This is a genomic window from Micropepsis pineolensis (genome assembly GCF_055392125.1).
In genome coordinates this window covers 90,482-108,437 of the sequence record NZ_AP042408.1, presented here as the reverse complement: position 1 = coordinate 108,437, position 17,956 = coordinate 90,482, and the positions used below count along the sequence as shown (strand labels likewise).

16 protein-coding genes are annotated in these 17,956 nt (G+C 58.9%); 2 read left to right on the top strand and 14 right to left on the bottom strand.

Features of this window, described 5'->3' with window-relative positions; translation table 11 throughout:
* Window positions 1-19 precede the first annotated feature (19 nt).
* The 7 genes from hpnE to hpnK all read right to left on the bottom strand — a co-directional run bounded on the left by hpnE (window position 20) and on the right by hpnK (window position 7,150).
* Window positions 20-1,279 carry a hydroxysqualene dehydroxylase HpnE gene (gene hpnE, locus ACZ5RI_RS00430; RefSeq protein WP_464514142.1) on the bottom strand — a complete coding sequence of 420 codons (1,260 nt, stop codon included), beginning with the start codon at window positions 1,277-1,279 and terminating at the stop codon, window positions 20-22.
* Window positions 1,276-2,130: a presqualene diphosphate synthase HpnD gene (hpnD, locus tag ACZ5RI_RS00425; RefSeq protein ID WP_464514141.1), complete on the bottom strand. Its 855-nt coding sequence runs from the start codon at window positions 2,128-2,130 to the stop codon at window positions 1,276-1,278. The genes hpnE and hpnD overlap by 4 nt, the downstream gene beginning before the upstream one ends.
* Window positions 2,131-2,260: 130 nt before the next feature.
* On the bottom strand, window positions 2,261-3,121 hold the full coding sequence (gene hpnC, locus ACZ5RI_RS00420; RefSeq protein WP_464514140.1) for a squalene synthase HpnC: 861 nt from the start codon (window positions 3,119-3,121) through the stop codon (window positions 2,261-2,263).
* Between the two features lie 11 nt (window positions 3,122-3,132).
* Complete coding sequence (locus ACZ5RI_RS00415; RefSeq protein WP_464514139.1) at window positions 3,133-4,290, bottom strand: glycosyltransferase; 1,158 nt, start codon at window positions 4,288-4,290, stop codon at window positions 3,133-3,135.
* The gene (hpnA, locus tag ACZ5RI_RS00410) at window positions 4,287-5,282 is read right to left on the bottom strand and encodes a hopanoid-associated sugar epimerase (RefSeq protein WP_464514138.1); all 996 of its coding nucleotides are present in this window, start codon (window positions 5,280-5,282) and stop codon (window positions 4,287-4,289) included. The genes ACZ5RI_RS00415 and hpnA overlap by 4 nt, the downstream gene beginning before the upstream one ends.
* Before the next feature lie 13 nt (window positions 5,283-5,295).
* Complete coding sequence (locus tag ACZ5RI_RS00405; protein ID WP_464514137.1) at window positions 5,296-6,279, bottom strand: lysylphosphatidylglycerol synthase domain-containing protein; 984 nt, start codon at window positions 6,277-6,279, stop codon at window positions 5,296-5,298.
* 28 nt (window positions 6,280-6,307) lie between these two features.
* On the bottom strand, window positions 6,308-7,150 hold the full coding sequence (gene hpnK / locus ACZ5RI_RS00400; protein WP_464514136.1) for a hopanoid biosynthesis-associated protein HpnK: 843 nt from the start codon (window positions 7,148-7,150) through the stop codon (window positions 6,308-6,310).
* Between the two features lie 469 nt (window positions 7,151-7,619).
* Here hpnK and ACZ5RI_RS00395 point away from each other — a divergent pair, with 469 nt between their 5' ends.
* Window positions 7,620-8,546, top strand: a complete 927-nt coding sequence (locus ACZ5RI_RS00395) for a hypothetical protein (protein ID WP_464514135.1) — start codon at window positions 7,620-7,622, stop codon at window positions 8,544-8,546.
* Between the two features lie 94 nt (window positions 8,547-8,640).
* Here the strand turns inward: ACZ5RI_RS00395 and hpnJ are convergent, their stop codons facing one another.
* The 3 genes from hpnJ to ACZ5RI_RS00380 form a co-directional block, all read right to left on the bottom strand.
* A complete protein-coding gene (hpnJ, locus tag ACZ5RI_RS00390; RefSeq protein WP_464514134.1) occupies window positions 8,641-10,068 on the bottom strand; it encodes a hopanoid biosynthesis associated radical SAM protein HpnJ in 1,428 nt (475 codons plus the stop codon).
* A complete protein-coding gene (hpnI, locus tag ACZ5RI_RS00385; protein ID WP_464514133.1) occupies window positions 10,068-11,300 on the bottom strand; it encodes a bacteriohopanetetrol glucosamine biosynthesis glycosyltransferase HpnI in 1,233 nt (410 codons plus the stop codon). The genes hpnJ and hpnI overlap by 1 nt, the downstream gene beginning before the upstream one ends.
* 79 nt (window positions 11,301-11,379) lie before the next feature.
* The gene (locus ACZ5RI_RS00380; RefSeq protein ID WP_464514132.1) at window positions 11,380-11,841 is read right to left on the bottom strand and encodes a pilus assembly protein N-terminal domain-containing protein; all 462 of its coding nucleotides are present in this window, start codon (window positions 11,839-11,841) and stop codon (window positions 11,380-11,382) included.
* 195 nt (window positions 11,842-12,036) lie between these two features.
* On the opposite strand from ACZ5RI_RS00380, the gene ACZ5RI_RS00375 reads away from it, so the two are divergent.
* Complete coding sequence (locus tag ACZ5RI_RS00375) at window positions 12,037-12,213, top strand: Flp family type IVb pilin (protein WP_464514131.1); 177 nt, start codon at window positions 12,037-12,039, stop codon at window positions 12,211-12,213.
* Window positions 12,214-12,303: 90 nt separating this feature from the next.
* Here the strand turns inward: ACZ5RI_RS00375 and ACZ5RI_RS00370 are convergent, their stop codons facing one another.
* The 4 genes from ACZ5RI_RS00370 to purH form a co-directional block, all read right to left on the bottom strand.
* Entirely contained in the window at window positions 12,304-13,419 is a 1,116-nt protein-coding gene (locus ACZ5RI_RS00370) for a glycoside hydrolase family 5 protein (RefSeq protein ID WP_464514130.1), read from the bottom strand.
* A 245-nt stretch (window positions 13,420-13,664) separates the two neighbouring features.
* On the bottom strand, window positions 13,665-14,606 hold the full coding sequence (gene secF, locus ACZ5RI_RS00365) for a protein translocase subunit SecF (protein ID WP_464514129.1): 942 nt from the start codon (window positions 14,604-14,606) through the stop codon (window positions 13,665-13,667).
* A gap of 672 nt (window positions 14,607-15,278) precedes the next feature.
* Window positions 15,279-16,199 carry an ROK family protein gene (locus ACZ5RI_RS00360; protein WP_464514128.1) on the bottom strand — a complete coding sequence of 307 codons (921 nt, stop codon included), beginning with the start codon at window positions 16,197-16,199 and terminating at the stop codon, window positions 15,279-15,281.
* Window positions 16,200-16,299: 100 nt separating this feature from the next.
* Window positions 16,300-17,898 carry a bifunctional phosphoribosylaminoimidazolecarboxamide formyltransferase/IMP cyclohydrolase gene (gene purH / locus ACZ5RI_RS00355; RefSeq protein ID WP_464514127.1) on the bottom strand — a complete coding sequence of 533 codons (1,599 nt, stop codon included), beginning with the start codon at window positions 17,896-17,898 and terminating at the stop codon, window positions 16,300-16,302.
* Window positions 17,899-17,956: the final 58 nt, after the last annotated feature.

Here is a 17,956-nt window from a genome sequence, read left to right as displayed (position 1 = left end):
AAAGGTATAACGGGGCCGATCATCCGTGCTGCACCGCGGCGGCGGCGGTCTCGCCCGAGCGCAGTGCCCCTTCGATGGTGGCGGGCAGGCCGGTGGCGGTCCAGTCGCCAGCCAGCAACAGATTGGTCAGGTGTGTGGTAACGCCGGGGCGTTTGGCATCTTCCGCCGGGGTGGCGGCAAAGGTGGCGCGCTTTTCCTTGACGATCTGCCAGGCTGGCAGGGCCGCCTCAAAGCCAAGCGCCCGGGTGATGTCGGACCAGATGCGGCGGGCAAGGTCTTCGCGGGGCAGATCCAGAATGGCTTCAGCGGCGCTGATCGTCACCGAAATGCGGTCCTCGAAACAGAAAATCCATTCTGCCGTACCGCCGATCACACCGGTCATGGTCGGGGCGCCTTTGGGCGGGGCCATGCGGAAATGGGCATTGACGATGGCGCGAAAATCCGTCGGCACGCTCAGGTCTGGCACCAGCTCGCCGCTGACCCAGGCCGGGGTGGCCAGAACCACCGTGTCGCCCGTGGCAACTGTATCAACGCCATCGGCAAAGTGCAGCGCGGTGGCGGCACCCGTATCACTCTCGATGTGGCGCAGGCGGCGGCCAAGGCGGACGTCGACGCTATGATCGGCCAGATAGCGCAGTGCCGGTTCGACAAAGGTTGCGGCCAGTGTGGGCTGTGCAATGCGCGGGGCGTAAGATTTGCCACCCCTCAGCAGGGTTTCTTTCAGCACGGCCCCGGCCAGCGCGGCCGACGAAATTCTGGGGTCGGTGTTGAGCACCGAGGTCAGCAGCGGGTTCATCAGCCGCGTCCATAACGGCCCGTCACAGGGGGCAATATCCCCGATGGTGGCACCCTTGGGCGGGTTCACCAGATGGCGCCAGGCCAGATAATCGCCCAGCTTTGTGCCCGGCACGCGGCGGCTGGCCGATAACAGCCACACCGGCAGTGCCCCGTCATTGGGCCGTAAGCGCCAGCGCGTGTCATCGTTCAGATCAACAAAAGAAAATTCGGCATGGTGCGGCCCGACCAGATGGTCAGATGCCCCGGTCAGCTTCAGGAAATCCTGCACCGCGCGGTTGCCCGACAGCACCAGATGATTGCCATTGTCGATCACCGCATCAATGGCGGCATCGTAATAGGACCGGCAGCGGCCACCCGCCTGCGCCGCCGCTTCGGACAGCGTGACGGCGTATCCGGCTTTGGTCAGATGGACGGCTGCCGACAGGCCAGCCAGTCCCGCACCGATAATATGAATTTTTTTGCTACGGTGCGGCACCGTCATGCCTTCAGACTGCACTGCAGCACGATCTTCAGTAAGGTCAGCTTGGGCAGATGCACGCGGGTGCGCGGTGCAGCCCAGCCGACCAGCTCGGTTCGGCGCAGAATTTCTTCATAGACGGCCCCCATCAGGCGGGGCGGGCGCAAGTTTCCTGCCGGATGGCTGTCCATCACGCGGGCGGCTTTTTCGTAATGGCCATGGGCCAGCACCGCCAGCCGCTTGCAGGCGATATCAACTTTGGGATCGGCCAGCGCTTCGAGCGGCTCGCCAATCGTCACACCGGCTTCCAGCAGATAATCGCGCGGCAGATAGAGCCGGTGGATGCGACCGTCTTCGTCCAGATCGCGCAAGATGTTGGTCATCTGCAAGGCGCGGCCCAGATGGTGGGCCAGCGCAAAGCCGGGGCCTTCTTCCATGCCGAAGACCTTGATCGACAAACGGCCGACCGCACTGGCCACGCGATCACAGTACAGATCCAGCGTGCCGAGATCCGGGGCGACGATGTCCTGCGCCACATCCATTTCCATACCGTCGATCACGGCCTGGAAATCTTCCTGCCGCGGGGCATAGCGGACGATCACCGGCTTTAAGAAACTGGCCCGGCCGCCCGAGCCCCCGGCATACAGCTCGGCCAGATCGGCGCGCCAGGCTTCAAGCTTGATACGGCGATCGTCACGTGATCCCAGACCGTCATCGGCGATATCGTCCACCGCCCGGCAAAAGGCATAGATGGCGAACATGCCATTGCGGGCCTCTTTCGGCATCAGTCGCATGGCGGCATAGAAAGAACTGCCAGAGGCCTTGCGACGGACTGCGGCGATTTCGGTGGGCTGAAGGGATGTGCTGTCGGACATGGACACTCGAAAGGTTAAACAGGCGGTTTTACGTGAGCGGTCTTTTAATGCCCTTCACACGGGGCTGTGAAGCGTCTTGCTGTCAAAATGCAATCTATACGGCAAAAACACCGACCTCGCCCATGGTTATTCAGCTTTTGTGGCAGGAATGCCTGATTCGCCCACAGCAGAAACGGAAAAAGGCCTTCAGGCACAGCCCGGCCAGCGCCAGTTTGCTGTGATGGACCTTTTCGCACAACGGGTCGCGGGTCAGCAGTTTGCGGTTCAGATCTTCGGCCAGGGTCTGGATCACTTCGACATCCAGCGCCAGCCGGGCGTTGTTGATCGCGCGGCCAAAGGTGGCGGACTGCTTTAACAGTTCGGCGTTTTTTTCGGCCACAGCGCGGATCACGGCGCGCAAGGCGGCGGGGGCGTGATCTTCGGCCAGCATGTCGACACTGGCGCCATGGGTGGCCAGCATATCCTGAGGCAGATAGACCCGGTTGATCTTGCGGTAATCCTTGGCGCAATCCTGCAGATGGTTGATGATCTGCAAGGCGGCGCACAGGGCATCATTGGCGGGCCACAGCTCGTGGCTTTCGCCATGCACGTCAAGAACATAACGGCCGACCGGCATGGCTGAATAGCGGCAGTAATCGATCAGATCGGCCCAGTCGGCATAGCGCGTTTTGGTGCAGTCGAGCTTGAAGGCGGCCAGAAGGTCAAAGGCGTGTCGGGCGCTGAGGTGGTTCAGCGACAGAATCTGGCGAAGTTTGATACCTTCGGGCGATGCCTCGTTATCCCCCGACAGGCAGGCCCCCATTTCTTCGAGCAGCCGCAGTTTTTCCCCGGCCGGGGCGGTCTCGTGATCGGCGACGTCGTCGGCAAGCCGGACGAAATCATAAAAAGCCAGCACCGGCGCACGATAGGCCGGGCCGATAAAATAAGACGCGACGGGAAAATTCTCGTCATGATCGCCCTTGCCCGAGGCAAGGTCCGCAGCAGTGGTCATGGGTGTTTGCCTTATGATTTGCTGGTGGCGGCCTGGGCGCGGCCTTTCCACATGCCGCCCTTGCCACCCGCATGCTGCAGGGCGGAATCGAGCGTGAAATAGCCATAGACCGCGCCGATCAGCGGCAGCGCCAGCCCCCAGAAGGGCGAGCGGTGGTAAAAGCGTAAGGTCGGCTGGAAGGCGACCGCCATCAGGGCCCAGCTCAAAGCCCCGCACAGGGCGGCAAAACCACCGAAGAAGAAGCCGCCGAACAACAGATCGAACACCGGCAGCAGAAAGACGATGAACAGCCCGATCAGCGTGCCGGTCAGCAGCACCGGCGAATAATGCAGCTGGGCATAGGCGGTGCGGGCGACCATGGCGTGGATGTCGGCCATTTTGGGATAGGGCCGCAGGCTGAGCACCCGGTTGGTCAGGCCCAGCCAGATCGGCCCCTGCTTTTTCATCAGCTTGCCCATGGCGCAATCGTCGATGATTTCGCCGCGAATGGCTTCAACGCCACCGGCTTTTTCCAGCGCGGCGCGCTTGATCAGCATGCAGCCGCCCGCCGCCCCGGCCAGATGGGATTTGCGGTTATTCACCGCGCCGAACGGGTAGAGCATGGCGAAGAAAAACACGAAGGCCGGGATCAGGAACTTTTCGGCAAAGCTGGTGCAGTTGAGCCGCGCCATCAGCGAGGTCAGCACCAGGCCTTGTGCTTCGGCGCGGATGACCAGCGCACGTAAGCTGTCGGGCTGGTGGGCAATGTCGGCATCGGTGAACCACAGATATTCCGGCGCGTGCCAGCCGTCCAGCGCCGCCACACCCTGGCTCAAGGCGAACAGCTTGCCGGTCCAGCCTTCTGGGTGCTCGGCCCCGGTCAGAATGTCGATCCGGGCATCGTTTAAAGCCCGCGCCCGCTCGGCGGTGCCGTCGCTGCTCTGGTCATCGACCAGAATGATGCGGAATGATCCGGCATAATCCTGCGCCAGCAGGCTTTTCAACGTCCGCTCGATGGTTTCGGCTTCGTCACGGGCCGGTACCACGGCGGCCACCGACGGCCAGCTCATCGGCCGTTCCAGACCGTTCAGGCTGTCGCGTTCGCGCATCTGCCAGAAGGCGTGGCGGGCGAACACCAGCACCAGCCAGATCGCTAGCGGTAAAAGGGACAGGATCAGCACTGCGATCATTTTATATACCCCGCCATGTCGAACCAGTCATAGGCATCTTTGAGTGCCACGGTATAGAGCCGGGCACGATAGCCAAGCTCGGATTCCGCCTTGGCCGAAGAAAAGAACATATGATAGCGCGCCATCTTCAAACCATCGACGGTGATGAACGGTTCCTTGCCGGTAAACTGTGCCACCATTTCGGCGGCATAGGCCAGTGGCATCAGCGGCAGGCGCGGCAGGGCGATGGTCGGGGCCTTGCGCCCCGCCAGACGGGCGACTTCCCCCACCATGTCGCGAAAGGCGACATCCTGGCCGCCCAGAATATAGCTTTGCCCGATGCGGCCCTTTTCCAGCGCCAGAAAATGCCCTTCGGCGACATCTTCGACATGGGCCAGATTAAGCCCGGTCTCGATGAAGGCCGGAATGCGCCCCGCCGCCGCTTCGACAATGATGCGCCCGGTCGGCGTCGGCTTGATGTCGCGTGGGCCGATCGGGGTCGACGGGTTGACGATGATGGCGGGCAGGCCGTCTTTGGCTACCATTTCCTCGACCACGCGCTCGGCCACCACCTTGCTGCGCTTGTAGGCGCCGATGGCGCTTTCAGGCGTGTGGCGGTGGGTTTCATCGACCGGGGTGCCGTCTTCATTCGGGTGCAGCGTCGCCACCGAGCTGGTGTAGACCACGCGTTCGACCCCGGCCTTCAGCGCCGCGGCCATCACGGCGCGGGTGCCTTCGCGGTTGTTGCGGACGATTTCTTCCGGGTCTTTGGCCCACAGCCGGTAATCGGCGGCGGCATGAATGCAGTAGCGCGCGCCCTTCATGGCGGCGGCCAGCGCATCGGCGTCGGCCATATCGGCGACACAGATGTCGGCATCCAGACCGGCAATGTTGTCACGGCGCGATGTGGCGCGCACCAGCAGGCGGGGGTGAAACCCGCGCTCAAGGGCTATCCGTGCAATGGCCGAACCGACAAAGCCGCTGGCCCCCGTGATGAAGATGCAGTCACCCACGCGTCAAATTCCTTTAAGCTGTCTGGTCGGGCTGGGCGGTCTTCAGCGCCCGGCGGCCTTCGATCCACTGCCAGATCAGCAGTACCGGTATGCCCAGAATGATATCGCGCCCGCGCTTCAAAAGCGACACCGCCAGCCCGACCTCGGGGCCAGCCCCAAACACCGGGGCCAGCGCGGCATAACCGGCTTCCTGCACTCCGATCGAGGCCGGAATGAACACGGTGATACCGCGCAAGGCCGCCAGCAGGCTTTCGATGGCAAGGGCGCTTAACAGATCAATGTCGGCCCCACAGAGGTGGAAAATGACCCACAGCCAGGCGCCGCTGGCCAGCCACGCTAACAGGTGCCAGCTCGATGCCGCCGCCAGTTTGGCAGGCTGGCGGTAGAGTTCTTCAATGTGGTCGGTAAAGGCCTGGGTGTGCGCCACGGCTGCGGGCAGGAAATTGCCAGCCAGCCCTGCGGCAAGCCTGGCCCCTTTGCGCTGTAACACGACAAAGGCGGCAATCGCCGGAATGAACAGAACGGTGCCCAGAATCAGCCCGTCGGCATAGGGGGCCAGCTCGGGCGTCGCCTTGATTTTGGCCAGCCCGATCAGCAGGCCCAGAATGGTAAAGGCAATCTGCGCCATCATCTCGGCGGTGACATCGACGACCGTCGAGGAATAGGCATTAACCGGCGGAATGCCACCCAGAATGCCCGCCCGTGCCCCGATGACGATGCCGCCGATCTGGGTGAAGGGCAAAAGATCGGTGGCCGAATCACGCAACTGGCGCGAGGCAAAGAACACCCAGTGTGCAGCCAGCGGCCCGACCAGCGAGCGCCACGCAAGGCCCAGAAAGGCGATCACCGGCACATTGGCCAGACAGATCAGGATAAAACCGATGACGCCGACGCGGGCGATGGCGGCGAATACCGGGGCGATGCCGATATGCCACAACACGCCGATGGCAAGGACAAAGCCGGCGGCCAGCGCCGCCCAGATTCCGAATTTGCGCATAATCAGACCGTCACCATTGGCTTAACCCTCAGCCGAAGGCGGCAAAGGGCCCCAAGGCCATACCAGCTTGTCGCACCAATGCAAGCACCTCGGGCGCGGTCAGCGCGTCGGCCTCTGCGCGGTAGCGGTAGCCGGGGGCGCTCTGTGGATAACTATCCACCATGGCGGGGTGAAAATAGATTTCGTTCAGTCCCGGCGGCAAGGCTTTCAGCAATCCGCAGACCCGTTCGGTGGTCATTGCCCCGGACCAGCTAAGGCCAAAGGTGGCGTCGGTGGTGCGCACCCCGTCCCGCGCCAGTTTGCGTTTGAGCTTTTGGGCATACCAGGCGACCAGCGCACTGTGCGGGGCATCCGGTTCTACCTTGTGGATAACTTCGGCGGGCTCATAGGGAACGCGCATCGCTTTTACGCCAAAGCGGCGGCCGATCTGCAGCGCCAGCGCGGCGATGGTGGGGTGCAGATGATAATGCTTGTGGGCGTTAACATGGTCGAGCGGCAGACCGGTGGCGGCAAAGGCTTCAAACTGGGCGGTGATTTCGGCGGCAAGCTGTTTGCGGACATGGGGCAGGAAGAACATGCGCGCGCCCTGCCATGCCATGTCGGTGCGAAAATACCCATCCGGGCCGACCAGATCGGGCACCTGTTCGGGCGGCAGCGTGGGGCGGCCTTCGACCAGCACCAGATGCAGACCAACCCCCAGTTTCGGATAGGCTTTGGCCCGCAGCACGGCGTCGGCGGCATCCGGCGCCGCGACCATCAGGCTGGCGGCGGTCAGAATGCCATCGCGGTGGCCGCGGATGATGGCGTCGTTGACCGCCACATCGGCACCAAAATCATCGGCGGTGACAATCAGTTTGTGTTGCTGCGACATGCTGAAATACCTGACTTTTGCTGAGCCGTGCTTGTGTAGCCATACAGGGTTGTTTGGCTCGGGACAAATATCATGCCGCCTTGGTGGTTCCCCGGTCTAACGGCGACATGTGGTTTTTTCTGCTCTTTGATCCTGTTGGGGCGTTTTCCCTGCCGCACTACTCGTTAACGATTGGGCGAATGTCGAAACGATTATTGTGCATCCGTCGGTGCGTGGTCCGGCACAGTGGCGTGTGGCCAGAAGCGATGCTGAAATGTGGATTGTGAGCACGCTCGGTCCGCTGCCAGAGGGGGGGGGCAGATGGTGGCGTGGATCGTAACGATGTTGCTGCAAAGGCAAGAGACATCACTTAAAGTTGTGAAGTTGGCTATTTCGCTATTTTAAGTTGACTAACCTACAGTTGTGTCATAGCACTCTCGTTGCAACCAGCGGTGGCGTATCGCTGCGTGCAAATATAAGGAGGGGTGCTATGAGTGTAGTCACAAAAGGATATGATCTGGCTCAGGCCGGCTTGCTAGTATCCGATGTAAATAAACGCTACAGTGCGGACACTATCTCGTATAGGCATCATATGATGCTAGTAAATGCGTCATCCTCGCTGGATGATTTTCTGAACTCTTCGCATAATCAGTATGTTCCTGGTTCAAATGCAAATAACGACATTGCAGAAGACATAGTAAATAGTGTTAAGGTTGCAGATAGAAAAGTAGAAAACTTTCAGGCAAAATCAGAATACACTGATGAAGATTTAGAAGAAATGGCCGATGTGTTTTTAAAAAATCCGATTGAAGCCGTTACTACTCTTCTAAATGCCTGCCGCGTTGAGTCTAAGTGGAATCCGCTTTCGTCTAATACGAAAGAGAGTGCAGAAGGATTTTCCGCATATACAAAACTCGTATCAAGTATTAATCTTCTTGAGGTGGAAAACGCTCAAACGGAAACTCTTACGTATGCAGAAAAGAATTATAAAGATTTAATAGATAAAGCTGCGAATGCTATATCTAGTATCTTTACTGGTGATATTACAACGATTAAAAATTCTCTTACAAGCCTTGCTATAGCTTGCACAAGTCAATCAAATACAGAAAACACGGCTACTACATTCTGTCAGAGTCAAGTGTCTTGCACAGGGTCTGACAAAGATATCCATTATGCTCTTGCCTATACTTGGATGAGTATGAAGTATAGTGTGAATAGCGGTAAGTCTGCACCTGCTAATGAATACCAGCAGCAGACACAGATCGTTGGTGCCAGTTTCAAATTCGCTGTTCTGAAGCTTACACATGCCGTCGCGAAGAATTTGGCGAGATTAGAGTATGGTGTATGCTCTTTGTCAGAATTTGCACAGGCAATGTCAACGCCAATTTCTACTGGTGTGAAAAGCTGTTTACAGTAATCCGTGCAGACATCTAAATCAAATATTGTTAAAAAACACCCATGCAGAGAGCTGCATGGGTGTTTTTGATTACTCAAAGCCTTTGCGTATTACTTTACGAAACGATCATGTCCTCGCGGGTTTTGAGGAACTGGAAGAATTCGACGCCTTCGCGTAAGCGGCGGCCGAACATTTCCGGCGAGGTGCACATTTCGCCCAGGATTTCGAAAATCTTCGACGGGCGGAAATAGAACTTGCGATAGAAGTCTTCCACAGCCTCGAAAATCTCGTGGTGGCTTAAATTGTCATAGTTCAGCGGTGCGATCTGGGTGCCGTCGTCGGTCAACAGATCAACATCCGAGGCGAACCAGCCATTTTCCTTAGCCTGTTGATACAGGAAGGTGCCCGGATAGGGCGCGGCCAGCGAAACCTGCAACGTGCGTGGATTGACTTCCTTGGCGAAGGCCAGCGTTTCCTTCATGGTTTCGCGGGTTTCGCCCGGCAGGCCGAGGATGAAGGTGCCGTGGACCAGAATGCCAAGCTCGTGGCAATCCTTGGAGAAGCGGCGGGCAACATCGACCAAGAGGCCCTTTTTGATGTTGTGCAGAATCTGCTGATTGCCGCTTTCATAGCCGACCAGCAGAATGCGCAGGCCGTTGGCCTTCATGATTTCGAGGGTTTTGCGCGGCACATTGGCCTTGGCGTTGCACGACCAGGTCACGCCCAGCTTGCCCAATTCTTTGGCCAGTTCCTCAACGCGTTCGGTGTTGTCGGTCAGCGTGCCGTCATCGAAGAAGATTTCGCGAATCTGCGGGAAATTCGCCTTCATGTACTTCACTTCCTCGATCACATAGGGGATCGACTTGGTGCGGTACTTGTGGCCCGAAATCGTCTGCGGCCACAGGCAGAAGGTGCAATGCGATTTGCAGCCACGGCCGGTGTACCACGACATATAGGGATGCTTGAGGTAGCCGCCGTAATAATTCTCGATCTTAAGATCGCGCTTATAGATCGGCAGCACGCTGGGCAGCTTGTCCATATCGGTCAGGATTTCGCGCTCAGGATTGTGCACGATGGTGCCGGACTTGTCGCGGTAGGAGATCCCTTTGATCCCTTCCCACGCATCGCCGCGGGCCAGTTCCTGAATGGTGAATTCATATTCGTTACGGGCAACGAAATCGATTGCCTCGCAGGCTTCCAAGCTTTCCTGCGGCTGCACCGCCACCTTGGAGCCGATAAAGCCGACGATGGCTTTCGGATTGCTTTCTTTGATCATCCGGGCTGTTTTGCAGTCGGACTTGAACGACGGTGTCGAGGTGTGCAGCACGATCAGTTCGTGCGCCTTAATATCGGCCTCGATATCCTTGTAATGCAGCTTGTGCGGCGGGGCGTCGATCAGCTTGGAATCTTCGACCATGGCGGCAGCCTGTGCCAGCCATGTCGGGTACCAGAAGCTCTTCACCTCGCGCTTCATCTGATAGCGGGCACCGGCGCCGCCGTCGTAACCGTCATAGGATGGGGCTTGAAGGAATAAAGACTTCATCACGTAACCTCTGTTTTCGCCGGGCCATCTGTTTTTGTCAGTATGCCACCCGCCGCGACATGCAACTTTTTGCCTTGCCAATCAACCGGCCCTCCGACAAGCGAGACGAGAAATACGCCAAAAGCGCACACATCTCTGAGCGGCAGGAGCCATATCGGGCCACTTGTGGCACCGAAACAACGATCGATGCGCCATTTGAGCATAGCGCGGGCGCCAAGGGTAGCGCCAAGTAGATACAAAGCGTTTAGGGAGAATGGCCCACCCAGTAAAGCAAAAAACGCGTAAGAAAGGAGGGCAAGGGGCACCGGATGGGTAACTATACTGCCAACATGGCCCGCCATATCGTTAATGGCGATGGTGCGCATCCAGCGCAACTCGTGGCTGAAATACGCTTTAAGGCTCGTCTCGGTGCAGCCATGGCGCACGGCAAAGCCGGGAACCGCGACTTCAAGGCCCCGGGTGCGGACCGCCCGGCCAATCTCGTAATCGTCGGCCAGATAATCGGCAAAGGCGGCGATGCCGCCGATGTCGGATAATGTTGCCGACGACAGCGCGATGGTCGAACCCATGCAGGGCTTGGCCATTTTAAGGCTTATCCCCGTCACCACATTGGGCAGGAAATGGTAGCTGATGCCCATGGCCGACAGCCGTGCGCCGATTCCCGGCACGGCGGCCCAGCCGGTGTACAGGCAGGTGACTGCCCCGGTGTCTGCCGGGGCCAGCGCGGCGGCAAGTGCGCGTAAATAGTCGGGGGCGACAGCGATATCGCTGTCGCTGATGACGATCATCTGATGGCGGCTGTTGCCGGTTATGCTGGCGGCCATGTTGGCCAGATTGGAAATCTTGGCATTGTCGCCGTGGACGCGCGGGCTGATCACCAGTGCGGTGTTTGCTGCCGGGTATTGGTCGCACAAGGATTGCACAATTTTAATTGCCGGGTCAGTGCGGCTCTGCACCCCGAAGATGATTTGCAGCGGGGCCGGATAATTCTGACGAAAAAAGCTGGTCAGATTGGCGCGAAGGCCGGGCTCGGCGCCATGCAGGGGCTTCAGGATGGTGACGGCAGGAAATTCGGTGGGGGCGGGGTGGTTTTGGCGGGCGTGGCGGCCAACGAACCATGCCGTCATCAGGGTATAGACGGTTCCGGCCAGCGCCAGAGCCATAAACGTGACGGCTAGTATCCAGCCGATCAGATGCATCCCCTTAAACCCTTCGCCGCCGTCTGCACGCAAAGCGCGTGCATCCTATCCGTAGCCCGAAGGATTTGGCAAAGCTGGTCGGTCAGGTCAATGGGGAACTAATCGGTGGCATTCAGTGTGGTGGTGCCAAAGCGGCTGCGGCGGTGGCCGGGGCACTTGCCGTCTGGGTTGGCTGGACCGGGCTGCGCGACTGGCAACGGTCGGCATTGCACTGATAGACGATCTGGCTCGTGCCGCGCTGATACAGCACGGTGCCGGAATCCCCGTGGCTGGACGCGACTGGGCGCCCCGCACCAACCTGAACCCGGCCACTGTAGACCAGACGCCCCTTGGTATCATAGGCGGCAACCAAAGTGCTGCCCGGGGCTTTGGCAATCAGTTCGACATGGCTGTCATCAATCGCGCGGGCGTCCAGCACGCCAGGATCGGCAATATGAAACGAGGCCGTTGGTGCCGAAAGGGCAATAACCCGGCTGCCCCCGGTGGGCAGCGACAAGCCACCCGCCAGCGCAGGCAGGCAGAGGAGCCAGCCGGTGAGCAGGACCAGTAATTGCTTTCGCGGTGCATGTTTCATAACGGCAATCTTTAACCAGAACCTTTAAAACGACTTTAAGGGCAGAAGTGTATTATATCCACTAGCAACGCCAAAAGGTTAACCAGTAATTAATACTGATATACGAACTTTACAGATCAGTAAACCTGTCGCATAAGTTGTTTACACTTATCAACCACTCAGAAAATCCTACAGAGCTTACAAGCGGAGGCATATATGAAGAAGTTCTTAGCTCGTTTCGCGGCGGACGAATCGGGCGTCACGGCGATCGAATACGGTCTGATCGCGGCCCTTATCGCTGTGGTCATCATTGCGGCGGTCACCAACATTGGGACCCAGCTCAACTCGAGCTTCACTAAAGTCGGCTCAGCCCTGTCGAAGGCCAACACATAAGTTTGTACTCTCCGTCTTATGGTGGCTAGACGCAAAAGAAAACGGACGGCATCCGATGCCGTCCGTTTTTTATGGCTTTAAAAATCAGGGTTATTTTTTGGGGATCAGCGCGTTCAGAATGGGTTCAACCCACTGATCCTTGGCAACGTCATAGACGATGAAGTCTTTGTCGAACTGCCAATAGGCCCAGGCAAAGCCGCGGGCTTCGGCGGCGCGCGCCACCGCATTGGTATAGCGGATGCGGCCATCCATCGGACCGGTTTCATAGGCGCCGAATTCACCCAGCAGAATCGGGCGGTTCCATTTGTCCGACCAGGCTTTAACCTCGTCAAAGTCTTTGTTGAGCTGTGCCAGGTCGGCGGCCGAACCCCAGTTCTGTCCGGTCAGCTTATACTGCGACACCCAGGGCGAGCCCTGGTGGGTGAATTCCATCGGTGCGTAATAGTGGAACGTCACGATCAGATGGCGATCGACCACCGGCAGCTCCAGCTTGGGCAGATAGGACAGGCTGTTCCAGCTGCCCGGTCCGATGATGACGTTGCGCACCGGGTTAGTGGCACGAATGATCGGCAGGGTCTGCTTGATCTGGGCGTTCCAAAGTTCCGGCGTCAGGGCCTGATGCGGCTCGTTGAGGATCTCGAACACCAGTTTGGCCGAGGCGTTGCGATAACGCGGTGCAACCTGCGCCCAGAAGGCATTGAGCCGGGGCAGGCAGCCAGCAACGTTCTCGCCGCAATAATTGAATTCATGATTGTCGAGGATGACGGTTAAGTTCGCATCCAGCCCCGCCTGAATCATGGTGTCGAGATATTTCAGCCAATGGGCATCGACGACATAGTAATCGTCCATATGGCTGAAAGGATTGGTCACGATACGGACAGTCGAGAATCCGGCATCGTGAATCTTTTTGAAATACGAAACCTTGAAGCGGGCGTTGGCCGGATCGTTCCAGCCCGGATCTTCGGACAGTACGTTGACGCCCCGGCCCATTTCCGCCGTCTGCAGAAAGGCATCGATGCCGACGAAACGCTTCGCCGTTGTGGTTTCGTCCGAGGACGGGCTGCCGATGGTGGCAACGCGCGCCGGCGGGGTGCCGCCGACGGTCGCCTCGAAGGCGTCGTCCATCTGGGTACAGCCGGCAAGGCCAGCCAGCGCCAGCATCCCGCTCGCAATGGCGAGGTTGCGGGCTATTTTCGCAAAATTCATGGGCATCTCCCTGTTGAAGACGGTGTTTATTGCACCTGGGTAGAGGTGTTTTCGTGAGGCGTTATCTGACAACGCTTACCCGCATCGTCAAGCAGGGTTAAGGGCGGTGCCGATCATTTTCACGCGAGTATAATGGCTTCGGCGCAAAGACGAAGCGCAATACAATGCCCCAGGCAGAGAAAAGGCCATGACGGATTTGTCCGCCATGGCCTTTATTTTCGTGTAGCCCGTGTTCAGACCGGTGTTCAGGCCTGTGCCGGTGCGGCTTTTTCCTCGATCGCACCCGCCGGGGCCGGCAGATAGAGCAGCAGCGCGGCGGCAACATAGGTCGACGAGAAGGTGCCGACGACGATGCCGAACAACATGGCGGCCGAGAAGTCATAGAGCGACGCCCCGCCATAAAGCAGCAGCGGAATGATCGACATGGCGGTGGCCGCCGAGGTCAGGATGGTTCGCGTCAGCATCTGATTGGTCGACAGGTTGATCAGATCATAGAGCCGCATACGCTTGTATTTGCGCCGGTTCTCGCGCAAGCGGTCGAACACCACCACGGTATCGTTGATCGAATAGCCTGCCAGCGTCAGAAGGGCGGCGACCGAGGTCAGCGTGAAGTCGAGATGCATCAGCGAATACATCCCGGCGGTGACGAATACGTCATGGCCGGTGGCCACGGCGGCCGCGATGCCGTACTGCCATTCAAAGCGGAAGGCGACCCAGATGGCGATGGCAAAAACCGCCAAAATGGTGGCGTAAACGCCGCTGTGGAACAGCTCCTCCGAAACCTTCGGGCCGATATACTGGGCGCTGATCACGCTGTACTGGCTGCCGATCTTCTGCTTGATCAGCTTTTGCGCCGCTTCACCCGACTGGCCGTCTTTCGGCTGGGCGCGGATCAGGGCGCAGGAATTGACCGGCGTATTGCACTGACCGCCGCCAAAATACTGAATCTGATTGTCGTTGAAGTGCAGCGCGTCGATATCATTGCGCAAGGTGCTGATATCGATGGTATGCGCGGCGCGCACTTCCATCAGCACGCCGCCGGTGAAATCGATGCCCAGATTGAGGCCGTGCACCCAAAGCGAAACAATTGCCGCCAGGACCAACAGCCCGTCCAGCGCAAAGGCGACGTAACGGTATTTGACGAAGTTGATGTTCGAGGCTTCGGGAATAAAGCGCAAAAGCGGCATATCAGGTTTTCCGGAAAATATTTGGCTTCCAAAACGATCGATCGTGGCTGAGACATAACCTCTTGGCGCTTACGGAAGCAAGCGTGTGGGCAAGAAAGCCTTGGGTCACGTCGGGGCGGGTTGGTCGATGACGTCTTCTGCTGGATGAATTATTTGTAATGTTCGGTCGAGTGGGTTAGTAAGCGCTGTCATAAATTGAACCGCGTTTGGAATTTTATATGTATTAAGTGATTTGTTCTGAATTTTTATATCTTAACGGGGCGGGTTTGGGATTGTCTATACTGCAAAGCAGCACACGGTTGGTGTGCGTGAAAAGCCCGTATAGTATGAATTTTTACTAAAGCACCTTGCGAAAACGCGGTTCGGATTTATCTATGAATTGTGCGGGAGCGAATGAAATGCTGCACCGCAATAAAGATGGAGAAAATCATGAAGAACCTTGTTACCAACATCCTGAACAACCGCCCGCTCTATTTTGCCGCTGCTGTGCTCTACGCCGCCGGTCTGGTGAACGTCTACAACACCATGGCGATGCAAATTCTCTAAGCGGGGTAGTGCGTATGTCCTCAAGGGAAAATCGGGGCCGAAGCGATTTTCGGCCCCGGCTGAGGGCAAAAGGCCAACAAATGGCCAACGACAAGTGGTCAATGATAAGGGGCCCCGCGGCCTCTTTTATTTTGCCTGCCCCGCCTGCGCATCGGGCCACAGCCAGGCCGCCCCGCGCACGCCGGACGAATCGCCCCATTTGGCCGGGCGGATCTGGCCCAGCCAGAGATCGGAAAAAATATACCGCGTCACCACGGCTGGCACCCGCGCATACAGCTCGGGCACGTTTGACAGGCCGCCGCCCAGTACAATCACCGCCGGATCGATCAGATTGCAGATCGACGCCAGCGCGCGCCCCAACCGGCTGACATAGCGGTCAAAGGCTGCCACGGCGGCTGCCTCGCCGCCGCGCATCCGGGCGATGATGTCTTCGCCCTTAATCGCGTCGCCACCATGGGCCTGATAGTCGGCACCAAAGCCGGTGCCCGAAATCCACGTCTCCAGACAGCCATGCTGGCCGCACCAGCAGGCTGGCCCCGGCACCTCGTCGGAAGCGGGCCAGGGTAGCGGGTTGTGGCCCCATTCCCCGGCAATGGCGCTGGCCCCCTCGACCAGCTTGCCGCCCACCGTCACCCCGCCACCGCAGCCCGTGCCTAAGATCACCGCAAAGACCGGGCTCATCCCGGCCCCTGCGCCATCAACGCTTTCCGACAGGGCAAGGCAGTTGGCATCGTTCGACAGCCGCACCGGTCGGCCCAGCGCGGCTTGCATATCGGCGGCGAAGTTGCGGCCATTGAGATAGACCGAATTGGCGTTGCGGATCAGTCCGGTCTTGGGCGAGACCGATCCGGGCATACCGATACCGATCGTGGCCCCGGTAACAGAAAGCTGGCTTTCGGCGCTGTGGATAAGTTCGCCAACCGTTTTGATCGCCCCGTCATAGCTGCCGGGGTTGGGTGCACGGATGCGGGCGCAAATATCGCCAGCTGCGTTTAAGGCCGCGGCCTCGATTTTGGTGCCGCCGAAATCAATACCGATACGGATCATGGCTTGCCTCTTTTTGCGCCCGGAATTTCTATCCTGTCAGGCCGATAACAAAAAGCCCGGCATCGCTGCCGGGCTTTTGCGTTGTAACACCCCTGCCGGTTTAGTGGCGGAAGTGGCGCATGCCGGTGAAGACCATGGCAACGCCCGCCTTGTCGGCGGCTTCGATAACCTCGGCATCGCGGATCGAGCCGCCGGGCTGAATCACTGTGGTGGCCCCGGCCTCGGTCACTTCATAGAGCCCGTCAGCAAACGGGAAGAAGGCATCGGACGCCACCGCCGAACCTTTAGTTCTGGGCACGGCCCAGCCAGCCGCCTTGGCGGCATCTTCGGCTTTCAGCGCGGCGATACGGGCCGACATCACGCGGCTCATCTGACCGGCACCGATCCCAGCGGTGGTCAGGTCCTTGGCATAGAGCACCGCGTTCGACTTGACGTATTTGCACACCGTGAAGGCAAAGTGCAGGTCGGCCATTTCGGCTGCCGTCGGCTGGCGCTTGGTCACCACTTTGAGGTCAGATTCTTTGACATGGCCATTGTCGCGGTTCTGCACCAACAGCCCGCCCGAAACCGTCTTGCAGGTCAGCCCCGGCAGGTTCGGATCCGGTAACCCCCCGGCCAGCAGCAGGCGCAGGTTCTTCTTCCTGGCCAGAATTTTGCGGGCATCTTCGTCGGCATCGGGGGCGATAATCACCTCGGTGAAGATTTTCGAGATTTCTTCCGCCGTCGCCCCGTCCAGCGTGCGGTTAAAGGCGATGATGCCGCCAAAGGCGCTGACCGGGTCGCAGGCCAGTGCATTGTCATAGGCTTCTTTTAAGGAACCGGCGAGCGCCGCGCCACACGGATTGGCGTGCTTGATGATGGCGCAAGTGGCGTATTTGGCGGCGTCGAATTCGGCCACCAGTTCATAGGCCGCGTCGGTGTCGCTGATATTGTTGTAGGACAGTTCCTTGCCCTGAATCTGTTCGGCATTGGCAACACCGGGGCGGATTTCGCCGGTCAGATAAAACGCCGCCGACTGATGCGGGTTTTCGCCATAGCGCAGGGGCTGCTTCAGCGTGCCGGCAAAGCTGCGGCGGCGCGGCGGCTCTTTCTCGCCATCCTTTTCAAGCTCGGCGGCAAACCAGGTCGACACCGCAGCGTCATACGCGGCGGTGCGGGCAAAGGCGGTGGCGGCGAGCTTGCGGCGAAGGCTTAGCGTGGTGGCGCCCTTATTGTCGTCCATCTCTTTTAAGACGGCGGCGTAGTCTTCGGTATCGACCACCACGGTGACATAGTCGTGGTTCTTCGATGCCGAGCGCACCATGGCCGGACCGCCGATGTCGATATTCTCGATGGTCTCGTCAAAGCTTGCCTTGCGGGCCACCGTGGCCTCGAAGGGGTAGAGATTGCACACCAGCAGATCGATGCCGACAATGCCGTGATCCTTCATCGCCTGGGCGTGATCGGCCTTGTCGCGGATCGACAAGAGACCGCCATGCACCATCGGGTGCAGGGTCTTGACGCGGCCGTCCATCATCTCCGGGAAATTGGTGATCTCGGAAACGTCAGCGACCTTCAGGCCCGCTTCGCGTAAGGCTTTGGCGGTGCCGCCGGTCGAAATCAGTTCGACATTGTGCCGGGCCAAAGCCTTGGCAAAGTCGATCAGACCGGTCTTGTCGGAAACAGAGATCAACGCGCGATGAATGGGGCGAAGCGTCATGGCTGCTCATAGCTCTCGGTTGGGGTTTCGTGGGGTCTTACTGCCCCGGCCGCCAAAA